Origin of the sequence: Thermocatellispora tengchongensis (genome assembly GCF_014202315.1) — a bacterium.
Classification (GTDB): Bacteria; Actinomycetota; Actinomycetes; order Streptosporangiales; family Streptosporangiaceae; genus Thermocatellispora; species Thermocatellispora tengchongensis.
The window spans coordinates 10,477-29,308 of record NZ_JACHGN010000038.1; the positions used below are offsets into that span (position 1 = coordinate 10,477).

An 18,832-nucleotide genomic window follows, 5' to 3' on the forward strand; every position below is an offset into this window, starting at 1 on the left:
CCGGTGACCGCTGACGCCCCGCAGACGCCCTCCACCGAGGACAAGCTGCGCGACTACCTCCGGCGCGCCACGCTGGAGTTGCACGAGACCCGCCGCAGGCTGCGCGAGGCCGGGGAACGCCACCGCGAGCCGATCGCCGTCGTCGCCGCGAGCTGCCGCTACCCCGGCGGCGTGCGCTCGCCGGAGGACCTGTGGGACCTCGTGGCCCGCGAGGTGGACGCCATCGGCCCCTTCCCCGCCGACCGCGGCTGGGACCTCGACGCGCTGCACCACCCCGACCCCGGCCACCCCGGCACCACCTACGTCACCCGGGGCGGGTTCCTGGAGGGGGCGGGCGACTTCGACGCCGCCTTCTTCGGCATCTCCCCGCGCGAGGCGCTGGCCATGGACCCGCAGCAGCGCCTGCTCCTGGAGGTCTCCTGGGAGCTGCTGGAGCGCGCCCGCCTCGACCCGGAGTCGCTGCGCGGCACCCCCACGGGCGTGTTCGTCGGCACCGGCAACCAGGACTACGCCGCGCTGCTGGACCCGGCGCCCGAAGAGCTGGAGGGCTTCCTGCTGACCGGCGTCGCGGCGAGCGTCCTGTCGGGGCGGCTGGCGTACACGATGGGGTGGGAGGGGCCCGCGATCACCGTGGACACCGCCTGCTCCTCCTCGCTGGTCGCGCTGCACCTCGCCGTGCAGGCGCTGCGCGGGCGGGAGTGCGACCTGGCGGTGGCCGGGGGCGTCACCGTGCTGGCCACGCCCGCCGGGTTCGTGGAGTTCAGCAGGCAGCGCGGCCTGTCGCCCGACGGGCGCTGCCGCTCCTTCGCCGCCGCGGCCGACGGCACCGGCTGGTCCGAGGGCGTCGGGCTGCTCCTGCTGGAACGCCTCTCCGACGCCCGCCGCAACGGCCACGAGGTGCTGGCCCTGGTCCGGGGCACGGCGGTCAACCAGGACGGCGCGTCCAACGGCCTGACCGCCCCCAGCGGACCGGCCCAGGAGCGCGTGATCCGCGCCGCGCTGGCCGCCGCCGCCCTGTCGCCCTCCCAGGTGGACGCGGTCGAGGCCCACGGCACCGCCACCCCGCTGGGCGACCCCATCGAGGCGCGCGCCCTGCTCGCGACCTACGGGCGCGAACGGGACCGGCCGCTGTGGCTCGGCTCGATCAAGTCCAACATCGGCCACTCCGCCGCCGCGGCCGGCGTGGCGGGCGTGATCAAGATGATCCAGGCCATGCGGCACGGCGTCCTGCCGCGCACCCTGCACGTGGACGAGCCCACCCCGCGCGTCGACTGGTCCTCCGGCCGGGTCTCGCTGCTCACCGAGCCGCGTCCATGGCCCGACACCGGCGAGCCCCGCCGCGCCGGAGTGTCCGCCTTCGGCGTGAGCGGCACCAACGCCCACGTGATCCTGGAGGCCGCCCCTCAGCCGGACGACGTGCACGAGGTCCCGGCACCGGCACCGGTCGTCACGACCTCCCTGGTGCCGTGGGTGGTGTCGGCGCGGTCGGAGGAGGCGCTGCGGGCGCAGGCGGCCCGGCTGCGCCCGTACGCCGCGGAACACGACGTGCGGCGGGTGGCCTGGTCGCTGGCCACCACCAGGGCGGCGCTGGAGCACCGGGCGGTGGTGCTCGGGCAGGAGGCCGCCGACTTCGCCAAGGGGCTGGAGGCGCTGGCGGCGGACGGGGCGGCGGCGAACCTGGTGCGCGGCGCCGCGCCGCCGGGCGGGGCGCAGGTCGCCTTCGTCTTCTCCGGGCAGGGCGGGCAGTGGCCGGGCATGGGCGCGGAGCTGCTGCGCTCCTCCGCCGCGTTCGCCGAGGAGATCGAGCGGTGCGCCGCCGCCCTCGCCCCGTACGTGGACTGGTCGCTCGCCGACGTCCTCCGCGGCGAACCCGGCGCCCCCGGCCTGGACCGGGACGAGGTGGCCCAGCCCGTCCTGTGGGCGATGATGGTCGCGCTGTCCCGCCTGTGGCGGGAGGCCGGGGTGGTGCCGGAGGCGGTGGCCGGGCACTCGCAGGGCGAGATCGCCGCCGCCACCGTGGCCGGCGCGCTGTCCCTGGACGACGGGGCGCGCGTCGTCGCGCTGCGCAGCCGGCTGCTGGCCGCCGCCCGGGGCCGGGGCGGGCTGGTGGCGGTGTCCCTGCCGGCGCAGGAGGCCGAGCGGCGCTTCGGCGACCGGGTGACGGTGGCCGCCGAGACCGGGCCCTCCTACACCACCGTCGCGGGCGAGCACGCGGCGCTTGAGGAGGTGCTGGCCGAGTGCGAGGCCGCCGGGGTGCGGGCCCGGCGGGTCCAGGCCGGGTACGCCGCCCACTCCGCGTACGTGGAGCCGGTGCGCGCCGAGCTGGCCGCGGCGCTGGCCGATCTCACCCCCGCGCCCGCCCGCATCCCGTTCTACTCCTCCGTCACCGGGGGCCCGCTGGACGGGCGCGAGCTGGACGGCGCCTACTGGGGACGCAACCTGCGCGAGCGGGTCCGCTTCGCCGACGCGGTGCGGGCCCTGCTCGCCGACGGCCACACCCTGTTCGTGGAGCCCGGCCCGCACCCGGTCCTCGCCGCCGGCGTGGCCGAGACCGCCGAGGACGCCGGGTCGCCCGCCGCCGTGGTCGCCACGCTGCGCCGCGACGCGGCCGGCGCCGGGAGGTTCCTGGGCGCGCTGGCCGAGGCGTACGCGCACGGCGCCCCGGTCGCCTGGCGGTCGGTGCTCGCCCCGGCCCGCCCGCTCGACCTGCCCACCTACCCGTTCCGGCCGCGCCGGTTCTGGGCCGTCCCGCGCCGCACCGGGGACTCCGGGTCCTTGCGGTACCGCGTGATGTGGCGGCCGGTGGCCGGTACGCGGACGGCCCCGGAGCTGTCCGGCACCTGGCAGGTGCTCGTGCCCGAGGGCCACGAGCGCGACGAGCTGGTCGCCGACGTCGTGGCCGCCCTCACCGCGCACGGCGCCAAGGTGGAGACCCGCTCCGCGCCGGGCGAGGGCGCGTACGCGGGCGTGCTGTCGCTGCTGGCGCTCGACGAGTCCCCGCACCCGCGGCACCCCGGGCTCACCCGGGGGCTGGCCGCCACGCTCGACCTGGCCCGCACCGCGCGCGGCCCGCTGTGGCTGGCCACCCGGCAGGCCGTCGCCGCCGCACCGGCCGACCCGGTGCCCGAGCCCGCCCGCGCCCGGATCTGGGGCCTGGGCCGCAGCCTGGCCCTGGAGCGCCCGCAGGAGTGGGGCGGCCTGATCGACCTGCCCGGCCGGCTCGACGCGTCCGCGCGGGAGAACCTGGCCCGCGCGCTGGCCGCGTCACACGGCGGGGAAGAGAGCGGTGCCGAAGACAGTGCCGAAGACGGTGCCGAGGACAGTGCCGAGGACAGTGCCGAAGACGGTGCCGAAGACCAGGTGGCCGTACGCGCCGGGGGCCTGCTCGCCGCCCGCCTGGTCCGCGCCGCCGACCTGGCCCCGACCTGGAGCCCGGCCGGCACCGTGCTGGTCACCGGCGGGCCCGAGCCGTACGGGGCGCGGCTCGCGCGCTGGCTGGCCCGCAACGGCGCCGAGCACGTCGTGCTGGCCGCCCCCGAGCCGGTCCCCTCGCCCGGCGAGGGGATCACGGTCGCGGTGGCCGATCCGGGCGACCGGGACGCCCTGGCCGCGCTGCTGGCCGAGCACCGGCCCGCGACCGTCGTGCACGCCGCCGACCACCTGGAGGAGAGCACCCTGGACGGGCTCACCCTCGACCGGCTGGAGCGCGTGCTGATCGGCAACGCCGGCGCGGCCCGCGCGCTGCACGAGGCGACGCTCGCGGCGGGCGTGGTGCCGGCCGCGTTCGTGCTGTTCTCCTCGATCGCGGCGACGTTCGGCGGCGTCGGCCAGGCCGCGTACGCCGCCGCGGGCGCCGAGCTGGACGCGCTCGCCGCCCACCGCCGCGGCCTCGGCCTGCCCGCCCTGTCGGTGGCGTGGGGGCCGTGGGCCGAGGAGGAGGCCCGGCCCGGCGAGCCGGCCCGGGGAGGGCGGCTTGCCGCGCGCGGGGTGGGCGCGCTGCCGCCCGCGCGGGCCCTGGACGCGCTCCGGCGCGACCTGCACGGCGACGCGGGCGCGGTGGTCGTCGCCGATCTCGACTGGGGCCGCTTCGCCCCCGCCTACGCCGGCGAGCGCGAGCGCCCCCTGATCGCCGACCTGCCCGAGGCCCGCCCGTCCGGCGGGGAGGAGCCCGCCGGGCCGGAGCGGCCGTCGAGCGCGCCCGGGGACCTGCTCGGCCTGGTACGCGGCCACGCCGCCGCCGTGCTCGGCCACCGGGCCGCCACCGAGATCCACCCCGACCGGCGCTTCACCGACGCCGGCTTCGACTCCCTCACCGCCGTGGAGCTGCGCAACCGGCTCGGCCGCGCCACCGGCCGCCGCCTCCCGGCCACCGTCGCGTTCGACCATCCCACCCCCCGCCAGCTCGCCCGGCACCTGGGAGAGGCACCGAAGGAGCCACAACGATGAACCACCGGAGCAAGGTCCTGATCGTGGGCGCCGGCCCTTGCGGGCTGATGACGGCCTGCGAGCTGCGGCGCCGCGGCGTGGAGGCCGACATCCTGGACGCCGCCGAGGAGCCGGGCGCGGGCTCGCGGGCGATCCTGCTGTGGCCGCCGTCGCTGGAGATCTACCGCGACATCGGCATCCTGGAGGAGGCCGCCAAGCGCGGCGTGCGGATCAAGGCGCTCAGCTACCACGTCGGCTCCGGCCCGCTGCGGCTGCCGCTGGCGCCGATGATGTCCCCGCTGATCCTCCCGCAGGAGGACACCGTCGAGCTGCTCCACGACGAGCTGCGCCGCCTCGGCGGCGAGGTCATGCGCGGCCTGGAGGTGACCGGCCTGGAGCAGGACGCCGCCAAGGTGACCGTCACCGCGCGCCGCGCCGGCGGCGAGGTGGTCACGCTGGAGGCCGAGTGGCTGGTCGGGGCCGACGGCTTCCGCAGCACGGTCCGCGACAAGATCGGCTCCGCGTTCACCGGCGCGCCGCTGCCGATCACCTTCCTGCTCGCCGAGGGCCACCTGGAGGGCGACTACGACGCCGAGGCGGTCAACTACTACCTCGGCCGCACCGGCGTGGTCCTGGTGGCCCCGCTGCCCGGCGGCCGGGTGCGCGTCTCCGGCGCCCTGCCCGACGGCGCCGCGATCGACGAGGGGACCGCGCAGCGCCTCCTGGACGAGCGCGGCCCCGGCGGGCTCCGCATCACCGGCCTGACCATGAACACCACCTTCACCAGCCACGAGCGCATCGCCTCCCCGCTGCGCTCGGGCCGCTGCTTCCTGGTCGGCGACGCGGCGCACGTGCACTCCGTGGTCGGCGGGCAGGGCCTCAACCTGGGCTTCGGCGACGCCCGCAACCTGGCCTGGAAGCTGGCCGGGGTGATCAACGGCCGGTACGCCCCGCGCGTGCTGGACAGCTACGACCCCGAGCGGCGCGCCGCCGCCGAGCAGACCGTGCAGGCCACCGGACGCATGGCCCGACAGGCCGTGCTCAGCCCGTTCGCCAACCGGGTGCGCAACGCGCTGATGACCCTGGGCCACCGCTCCGGCGCGCTGGGCCGCAGGCTCCCGCCGCTGCTGTCCGGCTGGCTGATCCGCTACCCGGACGCGCTGATCCCCGCCCCGGGCAGGGTCCCGCGCGGCCTGCCCCGGCCCGGCGCCCGCTCGCCCCGCTGGACCCTGGAGCCCGACGACGACCGGTTCCAGCTCGTCACCGCCGGCACGCGGGGCGGCGCCGCGGACGAGCAGGGGACCGCGCTCGCCGGGCGCCTGCACGACCTGCTCCTCCACCGGCACCGGGACGGCGGAGGCGAGGGGTTCGTGCTGCTGCGCCCCGACGGCTACGTGGCCGCCGCCGGGCGCCCCGCCGACCTGGGGCCCGTCGCCACCGCCCTGGAACACCTCGCACCGCAGAGCACGAAGGAACACTCATGACCGAACCGCAGCTTCCCCCCGTACTGGACGGCTTCGACCTGTCCGACCAGAGCCGCTTCGCCGACGGGTTCCCGCACCACGTCTTCGCCCGGCTGCGCCGGGAGGCGCCGGTGTTCTTCCACCCGGCGGCCAGCACGGCCGACGGCGAGGGCTTCTGGGTGCTCAGCCGCTACGAGGACATCAAGGCCGCCGCGGCCGACCCGGCCTTCTCCTCCCAGGGCGGCGGCGGGCGCGTGGGCGGCGGCACCCACATCGACGACCTGGCCCCCGGCGTGCACGCCGGGACCATGCTGAACATGATGGACGACCCCCGCCACCAGGCGATCCGCGACGCCGTGAGCCCGTCGGTGGACGCCGCGGCGCTGGCCGCGATGGAACCCGAGCTGCGCGCCATCGCCGAGGACCTGGTGGCGCGGGCGGTCGAGGGCGGCGAGGGCGACCTGATGGTGGACGTCGCCGGGCCGTTCGCGATCACGGCCGCGCTGCTGCTGCTCGGCGTCCCCCGGCGCGACTGGCCGCCGCTGCGCGCCTGGGCCGACGTCAGCATGGGCTTCGACGACCGCGAGGCGGGCGTGGACACCGAGCGGTCGCAGATGGCGCGCGTGGCGCTGTACCAGTACGGCACCGGCGCGCTCAAGGCGCGGGCCGCCGACCCCGGCCGCGACCTGCTCTCCCTGGTCGCGCGGGCCGAACTGCCCGACGGCGAGCGGCCGATGTCGGCGTACGAGCGGGAGGTGTTCTTCAACCTGATCCTCGGCGCGGGCTCCGAACCGCCGCGCAACGCCATCGCGCACGGCCTGCTGGCCCTGGCCGAGCACCCCGAGCAGTGGAAGGCGCTGCGCGAGGACCGCTCGCTGGTCCCCGGCGCGGTCGAGGAGATGCTGCGCTGGTCCTCGCCGACCCCCTACAACCGGCGCACCGCCACCCGGGACGTGGAGCTGGGCGGCACGCTGATCAGGGCGGGGGAGAAGGTCACCTTCTGGTGGGCCTCGGCCAATCGCGACGAGAGCGTCTTCGCCGACCCGGACGTCTTCGACATCCGCCGCGACCCCAACCCGCACCTCGCCTTCGGCTTCGGCGCGCACGGCTGCATGGGCGAGCGGATGGGCCGCCTGGAGCTGCGGCTGGTGCTGGAGGCGCTGCTGGACCGGGTCGGCGAGCTGCGCCCGGCCGGGCCGGTGCGGTGGGCGCGCAGCAACAAGCACACCGTCATCCTTAACCTGCCGATGACCTACGCCGACGCCACCCCGGTCCCCGCGCCCGCCCGGCCCGAGGAGCCGCCCTCGGCCCTCCCGGCCAACCCGGGCCTGTACGTCATCACCCAGCTCCTGCCGTTCAACCCGTTCGACCCGGCCTTCCGCGCCGACCCGTACCCCGTGTACCGGAAGATCGCCGAGGCCGGGCCGGTCACCCGCACCCCCGGCGGCACCGTCGTGGTCACCGGGCACCGCGAGGTGTCGGCCGCGCTGCGCGACCCGCTGATCGGCTGGGGCGACGGGCAGTCGGTGGCCGAGCACTTCGGCCGCGACCCCGAGGGCAGGCCGGTGCGGCAGTTCATCTTCATGGACCCGCCGGACCACACCCGCATCCGCTCCCTGGTGAGCAAGGCGTTCACCGCGCGCGCCATCGAGCGGCTGCGCCCCCGCGCGGCCGAGATCACCTCCCGGCTGCTGGCCGCCGCCGGAACCTCCTTCGACCTGATGGACGCCGTCGCCCACCCGCTGCCCGCGCTGCTGCTGGGCGAGCTGATGGGCGTGCCGGAGGACAACCTGGACCGCTTCCGCGCCTGGTCGGCGGCCATCGGCCGGGGCCTGGACCCCGACTTCGTGCTGACCAGGGAGCAGGTCGCCCAGCGCCAGGGCGCGCGCGAGCAGTTCAACCAGTACTTCGCCGAGCTGGCCGCGCGGCGCCGGGCCGAGCCCGCCGAGGACCTCATGAGCGCGCTCGTCGCCGCCGAGCAGGAGGGCGACCGGCTCACCGAGACCGAGCTGGTCACCACCTGCACCCTCCTCGTCTCGGCGGGGTACGCGCTGACCGTGCACCTGATCGGCAACGGCGTGCTCGCGCTGCTGCGCGAGCCCGGTCAGCTCGCCTGGCTGCGCGCCAACCCCGACCGGCTCGGGGGCGCGGTGGAGGAGCTGCTGCGCTACGACGCCCCGGCCCAGGTGATCTCGCGCGTGGTGCTCGCCGACACCGAGATCGGCGGCGTCCCGGTACGCGCGGGGGAGTCGCTGCTGCTGATCCTCGGCGCGGCCAACCGCGACCCGGCCGTGTACGACGAGCCCGACCGGCTCGACCTGGCCCGGCAGTCCGGCGGGCGCAACCTCGGCTTCGGGCACGGCATCCACTTCTGCCTGGGCGCCCCGCTGGCCCGGCTCGCGGTGCAGGCGGCGCTGACCGAGCTGATCCCGCTGGACCTGGAGATCGCCGAGCCCGGTCCCCGGCACACCGAGGGCATGGTCATCCGCGGGCTGGCCTCCCTGCCCGTCACCGTGCGCGGGCGGGCCGGGTGAGCGCCGCGGACCCCGGCCTCTGGCTGCGCCGCTTCCACGCCGGCGACGGGCCGCGGCTGGTGCTGTTCCCGCACGCGGGCGGTTCGGCCAGCTACTTCCACGGCCTGTCCGGGCTGCTGGTGCCCGCGCTGGACGTGCTCGCCGTGCAGTACCCGGGCCGCCAGGACCGGCGCGCCGAGCCGGCCGTCCAGGACATCCGGGAGCTGGCCGGCGGCATCGCCGAGGTGCTGGCGGCCGAGCCGGACGCGGGACCGTACGCGCTGTTCGGGCACAGCATGGGCGCGAGCGTGGCCTTCGAGGTGGCGCTGCGGCTGGAGCGGGAGGGCGTCCAGGTGAGCCGGCTGTTCGCCTCCGGCCGCCCCGCGCCCGGCCGGCGCCGCGACGACCTGCCGGACGGGAACGACGACGCGGCCCTGCTCGCCGAGCTGCGCGGGCTGAGCGGGACCGACGCCCGCATCCTCGACGACCCGGACGTGGTGGAGATGATCCTGCCGGCGCTGCGGGCGGACTACCGGGCCATCGACGCCTACGAGTGGCGGCCGGGCGACGTGCTCGCCTGCCCGGTCACCGCCATGGTGGGCGACGACGACCCGCGCGTGGCCGAGGACGACGCCCGCGCCTGGGCCGGGTACACCACGGGCCCCTTCGAGCTGCTCCGCTTCCCCGGCGGCCACTTCTACCTCGGCGAGCGCCGAGAGGAGGTGGCCAAGATCGTCGCCGCCCGCCTGACCTGACCCGTGCGACCCGTGCGTCCCGTGCCGGCCTGTGCTCCGGGCCGGCACGGGAGGCCGGTAGCTGAAGGTGGTCGCGCCTTCGTCACCGAACCGCCACACAGGCCCCGTGCCGACTACCTCGGGCCCTTGATCAGGGCGGTGCGGTCAGGCCGCAGGCGTCGAAGCAGACGAGGCAGAGGCGAGGGAGACGGGGGCAGGAGTCGCCCGGGGCGGCGTAGCGCTCCAGCGGCTCCGCCGGCGATGAGGGACGCCGCCGTGACCCTCTCGGAATGCGATGTCAGCCTGCTGATCTACTTTGTAAAGGCGCCCGCCTGTGTCATGCCAAGGACAACGGGCACGATGGGGGTTTCGGCAGTGTGGCCGTGTCGGTGTGGTGTGGCCGGCGCGACGGGAGTTTACTGTCGAAGTCGTCGGCTGGTTTGGGCGCGAGTCAACGGAGGTGTGCCCGGTGAGCGAGGCTCCGGTGCTGCCGCTGCATATGCGGCGTGATGGGTTCGACCCGGTTCCTGAGCTGTCGGCGCTGCGTGAGGGCGAGGGCGTCAGGCGGGTGACCACGCCGCTGGGGCTGGAGGCCTGGCTGGTGACGCGGTTCGCCGATGTGCGGGAGGTGCTCGGCGATTCGGAGCGCTTCAGCAACGTGCTGCATCGTGCGGTGCGGGTGCCGGGGATGGAGGGGTACACCGAGGAGGAGCTGGCGCGGTTGCGGGCGGGGAACATGCTCGCGTGCGACCCGCCGGAGCACACCCGGTTGCGGCGGATGCTGACGCCGGAGTTCACGGTCCGGCGTATGCGGGCGCTGGAGCCGCGGGTGCGGCGGATCGTCGCCGATCATCTGGACGCCATGGAGCGTGGTGGTCCTCCGGCGGATCTGGTGTCGGCGTTCGCGTTGCCGGTTCCGTCGCTGGTGATCTGTGAGCTGCTGGGAGTGCCGCACACCGATCGTGGTGACTTCCAGCGGCGTACGTCCAGGATGCTGGATCTGTCGTTGTCGTTTCAGGAGCGGACGCAGGCGCAGCGGGAGTCGCGGGAGTACATGGCGGGGCTGGTGGCGCGTGCGGCGGCCGATCCGGGTGATGATCTGCTGGGCATGCTGGTGCGGGAGCATGGCGATGACCTGAGCGCGGACGAGCTGGCGGGGATCGGGTCGCTGTTGTTGCTGGCCGGGCATGAGACGACGGCGAACATGCTGGCTTTGGGGACGTTGGCGTTGCTGCGTCATCCGGTGCAGATGGCGTTGCTGCGCAAGGAGCCGGAGCGGATCGAGGCCGCGGTGGAGGAGTTGCTGCGGTGGCTGAGCATCGTGCACTCGGGAGCATTCAAGGTTACGACGACGGATGTGGAGATCGCGGGTGTGCGTATCCCGGAGGGGGAGGCGGTGGTGTGCGTGCTGCCGGCGGCCAACCGTGATCCTGGTCTTGTGCCCGATCCGGATCGGCTGGACATCACGCGTGGCGGTCTGGGGCATGTCGCTTTCGGTCATGGGGTGCATCACTGTCTGGGTGCGCCGTTGGCGCGGATGGAGTTGCGCATCGCCTTCCCGGCGTTGCTGGAGCGTTTTCCGGGGTTGCGTGAGACGGGCCGGGCGCCGGAGTTCCGTTCCTTCCACATCGTGTACGGCCTGAATTCGCTGGAGGTGGCGTGGTGACGTTGAGGGTGCGCGCGGATCGTGATGTGTGCATCGGGGCGGGGATGTGTGTGCTGACGGCGGAGGAGGTTTTCGACCAGGACGATGAGGGCGTGGTGGTGGTGTTGATGCCCGAGCCCGGGGCGGGGCGTGCCGAGGCGGTGGGTCGGGCGGTGGCGGCGTGTCCGTCGGGGGCGTTGTCGCTGGAGGGGGATCAGCCGCCGGTGAGGTAGGTGGTGAGGCCGGCGGTGAGCGATGTGGCGATGCGCTGGCGGAAGGCGGGGTCGGACAGTTTGCGTGCGTCGCCGGGGTTGTTCATGTTGCCGCATTCGATGAAGACGGCCGGGCGGGTGGACAGGTTGAGTCCGCCCAGGTCGGTGCGGGTGTTGAGTCCGTTGTGGCCGGTGTAGGTGGCGTAGGGCATGCCGGTGCCGTGGCGGTAGGCGGCGCGGATGGCGAGGCCGAGGCGGCGGGAGGGGGTGGTGATGGCCTCGTTGTGGCCGGGGATGGGGCCGGGCAGGATGACGTGGAAGCCGTGGCCGCCGGGGGTGGCGCCGTCGGCGTGGATCGACAGGACGGCGTCGGCGCGGGCGCGGTTGCCGATGGCGGCGCGTTCGGTGATGCAGGGGCCGACGCCGGTGTCGTCGGGCCGGGTGAGCACGACGGTGGCTCCGGCCTGGCGTAGCAGGGGGCGCATGCGGCGGGCGACGTCCCAGGTGAAGGCGTGTTCGGGGTAGCCGGCGGGGGTGCGGGTGCCGGTGGTGTTGCACGGTTTGCGGCCGGTGATGACGTCCACCTGGCGGTTGATCTCTTCGGGGTGTGCGGCGTTGCCGCCGTTGTGGCCGGGGTCGAGCACCACCACTTTGCCGGCCAGTGCCGGTGACGGCGTCGATGAGGTCGCCGATGATACCGGTGATGACACGGGCGGGGGTGGGGTCGCGGCGTCGCGGGCGGCGGAGCGGTCTGGGCCGCATCCGGTGGCGGACAGTGCCGCCGCGGCGGCGAGGAGCACCGGGCCGGCGTGTCGGGCGGACATGTCCCGTACGCTACCCGGCTCTCGCGTTCGGTCTCCGTACCCGGTGTGACCTGCGGGTTCGTGTCGCGGGGCGGATCGGTGCGGGAGTTGGTCTCCTCAGGGCGGGATTCCTCGGTGATGATGGGGATCTGACGCCGACGCACACGGGCAGGGAGCCCCACGATGAGCGATGCGACGACGGGCAAGACGCTGCGGCTGCACACCGGCGGCGGGGCGGCGGAACTGGTGGCACGGGCGCGGGCGCTGGAGGAAGTGATCGCGGGGGAGGCGCGGGCCGCGGAGGAGAGGGGCCGGCTCACCGATGGCGTCGTGGAGGCGCTGCATGATGCGGGGATCTTCGGTATGTGGCTGCCGGCTCCGCTCGGCGGGGCGGAGCTGTCGCCGGGTGAGCTGATCGATGTCCTGGCCGCGGTGTCGTACGCCGATCCCTCCACGGGGTGGGTGGTGATGGCGACCGCGATGGTGACGGGGACGGCGGGGGCGTACCTGGGGGAGGAGGCGGTGCGGGAGATCTTCGGTGGTGGCGGGCGTCTGCCGTTGATCGCGGGGCAGGGCACCCGGGCGGGGACGGCGGTGCGTGAGGACGGCGGCTACCGGTTGAGCGGCCGGTGGAGTTTCGGTTCCGGCATTCTGCACTCTTCCTACGCGCACAGTCTGGGTGTGGTCGAGGACACCGGGGAGGGCCGGATCTTCATCACGCCGATGGAGGATGTGAAGCTGCTGGGCAACTGGGACGTGCTGGGGCTGCGTGCGACCGGCAGCGTGGATTACGCGATCGACGGCGCGTTCGTGCCGGAGGCGTACACGCATGTGGTGACCTGTGACATGCCGCTGCGTGGTGGTGCGTTGTACCGGCTGGGGGTGCTGGACCAGGCGCTGGTGTGCCATTCGGGGTGGGCGGTCGGTGTGGGCCGTCGTCTGCTGGATGAGCTGGGCGCGCATGCGCGGGCGCGGGCGGGTCGGGCCGGGCAGCTCGCCGGCAGTGACGCCTTCCACACGGGGTATGCCCGTGCCGAGGCGGGGTTCCGTGCGGCGGAGGCGCTGGTGCGTGAGGCGTGGGGCGATGCCGAGCGTACGCTGGACGCCGGTGAGGCGTTGTCGGTGCGTCAGGAGACGCTGATCCGGCTGGCCCTGAACCACATCACGTGGACCTTGGCCGGCGTCGCGGATTTCGTCTATGCCTCCTGTGGCACCTCGGCGCTGCGTGACGGCCCGGTGCAGCGTCTGTTCCGGGACGTGCACACCGGTACCCAGCACATCACCTCCGGGCCGCGGGTGCTGGCCGAGTGCGGCCGGGAGCTCGCGGGTCTGGCTCCCGGCCATGTGTGGCACATCCTGGATCTGGCCATCCCGTCGTGAGGGTCACAGGCCGGTGAGGAAGTCGCGGACGGCGGCGGCGAAGCCGGCGGGGTCCTCGTCGCGCACCCAGTGGCCGCGGCCGGGGAACTCGCGCAGGGTGGTGCCGGGGCGGCGTGCGGCCATCTGCCGGGCGAGGGCGGTGGGCAGGACGAAGCTGTCCAGGCCGTGCACGAGCAGGGCGGGGCAGGAGGAGCCGAGCCAGTCGGCCCACCAGTCGCCGACCAGCGCCTGCTGTGAGGCCATCATGTCGTCGTGGTCGAACAGGAAGCCCCACCCGTCGGGGTGTTCCACCGCGCTTTCCAGGAAGTAGCCGGCGTCGGGGATGCCGTGGGCTTCGACCTGGCGGCGCAGTTCGGCCAGGGTGGTGGCGCGGCGGGGCCAGCCGCGTACGTCCAGGACCGGGTGGGCCACCTCGGGGGGCTGGTTCACGGCGCCGCCCTCTTCCACGATGAGGGCGCGCACCAGGCCGGGGTGGCGGGCGGCGAGCTGGAAGGCGGTGACGCCGCCCATCGAGTGGCCCAGGACGGTGATCGGGCCCAGGCCGAGGTGGTGGGCGAACGCGGCGGCGTCGGCGATGTAGGCGTCGCGGCTGAAGTCGCCGTCGGAGTCGCTGTGCCCGTGTCCGCGTTGTTCCAGGGCGATCACGCGGCAGCCGGGGGCGAGTGCGGCGGCGAGGGGGGCGAACATCCGGGCGCGGCCGAAGTGGCCGTGCAGGGCCAGGATGGGGGTGCCGTCGCCGCCGAAGTCCAGGTAGGCGAGCCGGCGTCCGCGTATGCGGGCGTACTTTTCGGTGGGGGTGGCGGTCATGGCCGGGTGATGGTGAGCGTCAGGCCGGCGGCGGTGACCTGTAGGGCGCAGGCGGTCAGGTCGGGGACGACGGCGTCGGCGGTGGTGAGTTCGGCGGCCGGGTGGGAGGTGGCCACGGCGAGGGTGTGCGCGCCGGCGGCCCGTCCGGCGGCGATGCCGGCGGGGGCGTCCTCGATGACGAGGCAGCGTTCGGCGGGGTGGCCGAGTGCGGCGGCGGCCTTGAGGTAGCCTTCGGGGTCGGGTTTTCCGGCGCTGACGTCCTCGGCGGCGACCAGGACCTCCGGCACGGGCAGTCCAGCGGTCTGCAGGCGGGCGCGCATCAGCGCGCCGGAGCCGGATGTGACGGCCGCCCAGCGGTCCTCGGGCAGGTCGTGCAGCAGGCGGGCGGCGGCTGGCAGGGGGACCACCTCGTCCAGGCCGGCCAGTTCCAGTTCCGCGAGCTCGGCGGCGGCCTGCGCCCATTCCGATCGGGGGAGGAACAGCGCGAGGGTGTCCTCGGTGCGCCGGCCGTGGCACACCCGAAGGATCTCCTCGGCGTCCAGTCCGCGTCCTTCGGCCCAGGTGCGCCAGGTGCGGGCCACGACCCCGGTGGAGTCGACCAGGGTCCCGTCGATGTCGAACAGCACGGCATCCACGTCGAATCGCATGCGCGCCAGGCTACGGCACGCCGCTCGGGCCGTGCGGCGCCGGTGGGGGCACGGCGGAGGCGGGCGGGCGCCGCAAGTTTTCGGAAGATCGTCGCGGAAGTGGGAAACGCGAGGTCCTGGATGGCGCCAGGGGCAGGCCCGAAAGTATTTCCGCAATTTTTCGGGCAGCGCGCACTGGAAAGTCGCGGTCTTCCCCGCCCCAGGACGTGCTCGGACGTGCGTCGCCGCAGCGTAGGCCCGATGCGGAGGCGTGAGTGGGGCGAGCGGCGCGGCGTGCGCGGGGGCGGGTGCGGCCGAAAACGGCCGGGATCTGCTTCGGTGAGGGCTGCGGATCGGCGGTGTGGCGATGCTACGGTTTGGAGAAAGTTTCGGCAGAACTGAGCCAGTGTGTGAAGGGGTGCCGTGGCGACCGAACGTGCGGGCGCGAGCGGCCGGGGCCGGACGGCGGGAGCCGGGCGGCGCACCGCCGATGACCGGGTGACGATCGCGATGGTCGCGCGGGCGGCGGGCGTTTCGGTGCCGACCGTCAGCAAGGTGCTCAACGGCCGCGACGCGGTCGGCCCCGAGACCCGGCGCCGGGTCGAGGACGCGTTGATCGCGACGGGCTACCAGCGCAGGAGCCGTGCCGAGGCGGGGCGGTCCGGCCTGGTCGACTTCATGATCGGTGGGCTGGACTCGGCGTGGGCGTGCGAGTTGCTGCGCGGCGCGGAGCAGGAGGCGTACCGGCTGGGGGCCAGGCTGGTGCTCACGGCGACCCATGACGGCCAGGAGCGGCCCCGCGAGTGGCTGCAGTCGGCCTCGCGTCCCACCGACGGTGTGGTGCTGGTGGTCTCCGGTAAGGCCGGCCAGGCCGTCGCCGAGCGGCTGCGCTCGATCGACGTCCCCTTCGTGGTGATCGACCAGGTGGGCGGCTACGACCGCGACGTGCCCACGATCGGGGCCACGAACTGGGCCGGCGGTTTCGCGGCCACCGAGCACCTGACCGGTTTGGGGCACCGCCGCATCGGCATGATCACCGGCCCGATGGACGTCCAGTGCAGCCTGGAGCGCCTTGACGGCTACCGTGCGGCGCTGGGCCGGGCCGGCATCGCTCCCGATGAGACCTTGGTGCGCCACGGCGACCATCACGCCGAGAGCGGGCGCCGCGCCGCCGCGGAGCTGTTCGACCTCCCCGACCCGCCGACGGCCGTCTTCGCCGGCTGCGACGAGCAGGCCGCCGGCGTGTACGAGGAGGCGCACGCCCGGGGCCTGCGCATCCCGGGCGATCTGAGCGTGGTCGGCTTCGACGACGTGGACATGTGCCGCTGGATGACCCCCAGGCTCACCACGATCCGCCAGCCCTTGGCCCAGATGGCCGCGCTCGCGGTCCGCAATGTCCTGGAGACGGCGCACACCCCCGGCGAGCAGCCGTTGCGCCTGGAGCTCAGCACCACGCTGGTGGTCCGCGAAAGCACGGCACCCCCCGGCCCCCGCCCGCCACGGCCGGGGCTCGCAAGCTCCTAGCCAGAGCCGCGCCGCTCTCGCCCTCCCGCCGGACGCGGACAAGACCGAGGGCCGATCCCACCCGGCCGCTCGCCGGGCCCCCGGCGCCGCACGCGTCATCGGCCCCCGATGACGCGCCGCACCTGATCGTCGGCCTCGGCGACCGCGACAGCACGCGATCACCGGCGGTGGCGGTCGCCGAGAACATCGGCGGTGATGGTCGCGAGTCACCGCCGGACTGGCCGCTCTCCGGTGTGGTGCCGTGGCGCCGGTGGCGGCCCCGCGCGTGCCTGTCGCACACCCCCACGCCCTGCACGCCCCCATCACCCCTGGACCCCGCCACGGCCAGGCCGCATGTGCTGCCGTGCGCGAGTCGGCTGGATCACGCCGGAGCCGCCTCGGCGGTGGCGGCCGGGCGCGAGCACGGGCGGTGGTAGTCCTGGGCCACGGGGCGATGCAGCCGACTCGGGCGACAGGGGTGCCGGGGGTCGCCACCCCGGCACCGCGTCGCCTGCACCGCAGAGCGGCCAGTCGGGCGGTGGGTCACGGCAGCGGGACCGTCGCGGCGGGGTTCCAGCCGCCGACGGCGGCGATGTTCCCGACGAAGTGGCGGCCAGGCACGAGCACCGGCGGTGGCGGTCGCGGGCTGTCACCGGGCTGGCCGCTCTCCGATGGGGCGCTGCGGTAGGGGCGCCGCGCCGGCGGCGACAGCCCGTGCGCCCCTGTCGTGCGCGTGAGCCGGCTGGATCGCGCCGGAGCCGCCTCGGGCAGCGGCGGTCGGGGGTGAGCGTCGGCGGTGGTGGTCGCGAGCCAGCGCCCGGCTGGCCGCTTTGGGGTGCGGGGGGCGCGGCGCCGGGTGGCGACCCTGCGCACTCCTGTCGTGCGCGAGTCGGCTGGATCGCGCTGGGCCGCCTCGGCGGTGGTGATCGGGCGGTGGCTGCCGTCGCGGGGGTCGGAAAGTTTCCCGAAAGTTGTCCGGTGCGTGGGAGGCGTTTCGGCTCGGCCTCTTCCTGGTCTCCGGTCATTGGGGATGTTTGTCGGATCAAGCGTCTGACCAGGGGTGATGTGGTGCGTGTGGATCGCCTGCTCGCGGGCCTTCCGGCCTGCAACTTACACTGTTTCGGCTGATCATTGAAAGTATCGGGGGCCGCTTTGGTGCAGGTGGCGGCGCGCTGACGGGCTAGGATGCCGGTGGGGTGGCGGTCGTGGGCGTTCGGTGCCTCTTGACGGGTGTCGATTCGCCGCTCTACCGTGAGGGAGCGTCACCTAAGTTTCGGCAAGTTTTCGAAAGTTTTCTGGCGGCGGACCCCGCACCACCTCGCACCACCGGCCCAGGCTGTCGCGCAAAGGAGCCCTCATTGCCCCTCGTGCAGATCGATCGAGAGCACGCGCCGCTCGGCGGGGAACGGTTTCGAGCGCGGGCGGGCAGGCAAGTCACGTAGCTGATCCGCCCGATCCCCGCACGACCAGGTTCGGAGTCTCGCAGTGAAGGTTCTCTACATCGGCGGCACCGGCACGATCAGCTCGTCCTGCGTGGCCGAGTCGGTGCGCCGCGGGCAGGACGTGCACGTCCTGAACCGGCGCCGGACCGCCGGCCTCCGTCCCCTGCCCGAAGGCGTCACCGTGGTCGAGGGGGATGTCCGCGATCCGGAGTCGATGCGCCGCGCGCTCGGCGGCGCCGCCTACGACTGCGTGGTCGACTTCCTCAGCTACGGCGCCGAGGACGCCGCCGGGGCCGTGGACCTGCTGGAGGGCCGCACCGGGCAGTACGTCCACATCAGCAGCGCCGCGGTCTACCACAAGCCGGTGCTGCGGGCGCCGTTCACCGAGTCCACCGCGCGGCACAACCCCTGCCTGCCCTACGCCCAGGGCAAGATCGCCGCTGAGGACGTGTTGCGCCGGGCGTACGACGAGCGGGGCTTCCCGGTCACGATCGTGCGGCCCTCGCACACCTACGACGACGCCCACCCGCCGCTGCCCGGCGGCTGGACCGCCTGGGACCGCGTGGCCCGCGGGGAGGAGATCGTGGTCCCCGGCGACGGCACGAGCCTGTGGACCCTGACCCACGCCCGTGACTTCGCGGTGGGGCTGGCCGGGCTGATCGGCAACTGGCAGGCGGTGGGGGAGGACTTCCACATCACCTCCGAGGAGGTCCTCACCTGGAACGAGATCTACACCATCGCCGGGCGGGCGTGCGGCACGCCGGCGCGGCTGCTGCACCTGCCGTCGGAGTTCCTACCGGTCGTGGCCCCCGACTGGTTCTGGACGCCGCTCATCCTGGGCGACCTGCAGCACAGCGCGGTGTTCGACACCACCAAGATCAGGCGGTACGTCCCGGAGTTCCGGCCGGTGGTCACCTGGTCGCAGGGCGCGCGCGGGCTGCACGAGTGGCGTGCCGCCCACCCCGAGCACACCCGGCCCGACCCCGAGGCCGACGCGATGCTGGCCCGGCTGGTCGCCGCGCACCACCGGGCCAGGGCGGCGCTGACGCCGCCGGCCCGGTGACGGCCGCGGGCGCGGCGTGCGCCGCGTGGCCGTGGCTCTCGCTTCGGCGGGGCGGCCGGCCCGCGCCCGGTGCGATCGTCCGCGGTGGGGCCGGGAACGGGCCGGTGGGGTGAGATGACGGCGGTGCGGGTCACGATGCGCGCTCGCGCGGAGCATGGCGTCTGCCCGGCCGCGCCGCGCCGCGGTTCTTTCCGTGCCACCCGTCTGCCGGCCCGC

12 protein-coding genes are annotated in these 18,832 nt (G+C 74.8%); 9 read left to right on the forward strand and 3 right to left on the reverse strand.

What is annotated here, in order from left to right:
- Window positions 1-3 precede the first annotated feature (3 nt).
- From HNP84_RS56600 to HNP84_RS48840, 6 genes are all read left to right on the forward strand, one after another.
- Window positions 4-4,446: a type I polyketide synthase gene (locus HNP84_RS56600; RefSeq protein ID WP_185056990.1), complete on the forward strand. Its 4,443-nt coding sequence runs from the start codon at window positions 4-6 to the stop codon at window positions 4,444-4,446.
- A complete protein-coding gene (locus HNP84_RS48815) occupies window positions 4,443-5,909 on the forward strand; it encodes an FAD-dependent monooxygenase (RefSeq protein WP_185056991.1) in 1,467 nt (488 codons plus the stop codon). Before HNP84_RS56600 ends, HNP84_RS48815 begins: the two co-directional genes overlap by 4 nt.
- Window positions 5,906-8,422: a cytochrome P450 gene (locus tag HNP84_RS54525; protein WP_246519597.1), complete on the forward strand. Its 2,517-nt coding sequence runs from the start codon at window positions 5,906-5,908 to the stop codon at window positions 8,420-8,422. The genes HNP84_RS48815 and HNP84_RS54525 overlap by 4 nt, the downstream gene beginning before the upstream one ends.
- Complete coding sequence (locus HNP84_RS48830; protein ID WP_185056992.1) at window positions 8,419-9,156, forward strand: thioesterase II family protein; 738 nt, start codon at window positions 8,419-8,421, stop codon at window positions 9,154-9,156. The genes HNP84_RS54525 and HNP84_RS48830 overlap by 4 nt, the downstream gene beginning before the upstream one ends.
- A 448-nt stretch (window positions 9,157-9,604) precedes the next feature.
- Complete coding sequence (locus HNP84_RS48835) at window positions 9,605-10,801, forward strand: cytochrome P450 (protein ID WP_312927370.1); 1,197 nt, start codon at window positions 9,605-9,607, stop codon at window positions 10,799-10,801.
- Window positions 10,802-10,809: 8 nt separating this feature from the next.
- Window positions 10,810-11,013, forward strand: a complete 204-nt coding sequence (locus HNP84_RS48840; protein WP_312927383.1) for a ferredoxin — start codon at window positions 10,810-10,812, stop codon at window positions 11,011-11,013.
- On the opposite strand, the gene HNP84_RS48845 is transcribed toward HNP84_RS48840, so the two are convergent.
- Window positions 10,995-11,816 (reverse strand): N-acetylmuramoyl-L-alanine amidase, encoded by an 822-nt coding sequence (locus HNP84_RS48845; RefSeq protein WP_185056993.1) that lies wholly within the window; start codon window positions 11,814-11,816, stop codon window positions 10,995-10,997. The genes HNP84_RS48840 and HNP84_RS48845 overlap by 19 nt on opposite strands.
- 162 nt (window positions 11,817-11,978) lie before the next feature.
- On the opposite strand from HNP84_RS48845, the gene HNP84_RS48850 reads away from it, so the two are divergent.
- Entirely contained in the window at window positions 11,979-13,175 is a 1,197-nt protein-coding gene (locus HNP84_RS48850) for an acyl-CoA dehydrogenase family protein (RefSeq protein ID WP_185056994.1), read from the forward strand.
- Window positions 13,176-13,178: 3 nt separating this feature from the next.
- On the opposite strand, the gene HNP84_RS48855 is transcribed toward HNP84_RS48850, so the two are convergent.
- Both HNP84_RS48855 and HNP84_RS48860 read right to left on the reverse strand, forming a co-directional pair.
- The gene (locus tag HNP84_RS48855; protein ID WP_185056995.1) at window positions 13,179-13,982 is read right to left on the reverse strand and encodes an alpha/beta fold hydrolase; all 804 of its coding nucleotides are present in this window, start codon (window positions 13,980-13,982) and stop codon (window positions 13,179-13,181) included.
- Window positions 13,979-14,629, reverse strand: coding sequence for an HAD-IA family hydrolase (locus HNP84_RS48860; protein ID WP_185056996.1), 651 nt, complete (start codon window positions 14,627-14,629; stop codon window positions 13,979-13,981). Before HNP84_RS48860 ends, HNP84_RS48855 begins: the two co-directional genes overlap by 4 nt.
- 402 nt (window positions 14,630-15,031) lie before the next feature.
- Here HNP84_RS48860 and HNP84_RS48865 point away from each other — a divergent pair, with 402 nt between their 5' ends.
- Both HNP84_RS48865 and HNP84_RS48870 read left to right on the forward strand, forming a co-directional pair.
- Window positions 15,032-16,132, forward strand: a complete 1,101-nt coding sequence (locus HNP84_RS48865; protein ID WP_312927374.1) for a LacI family DNA-binding transcriptional regulator — start codon at window positions 15,032-15,034, stop codon at window positions 16,130-16,132.
- Window positions 16,133-17,596: 1,464 nt separating this feature from the next.
- Complete coding sequence (locus tag HNP84_RS48870; protein WP_185056997.1) at window positions 17,597-18,616, forward strand: NAD-dependent epimerase/dehydratase family protein; 1,020 nt, start codon at window positions 17,597-17,599, stop codon at window positions 18,614-18,616.
- Window positions 18,617-18,832: the final 216 nt, after the last annotated feature.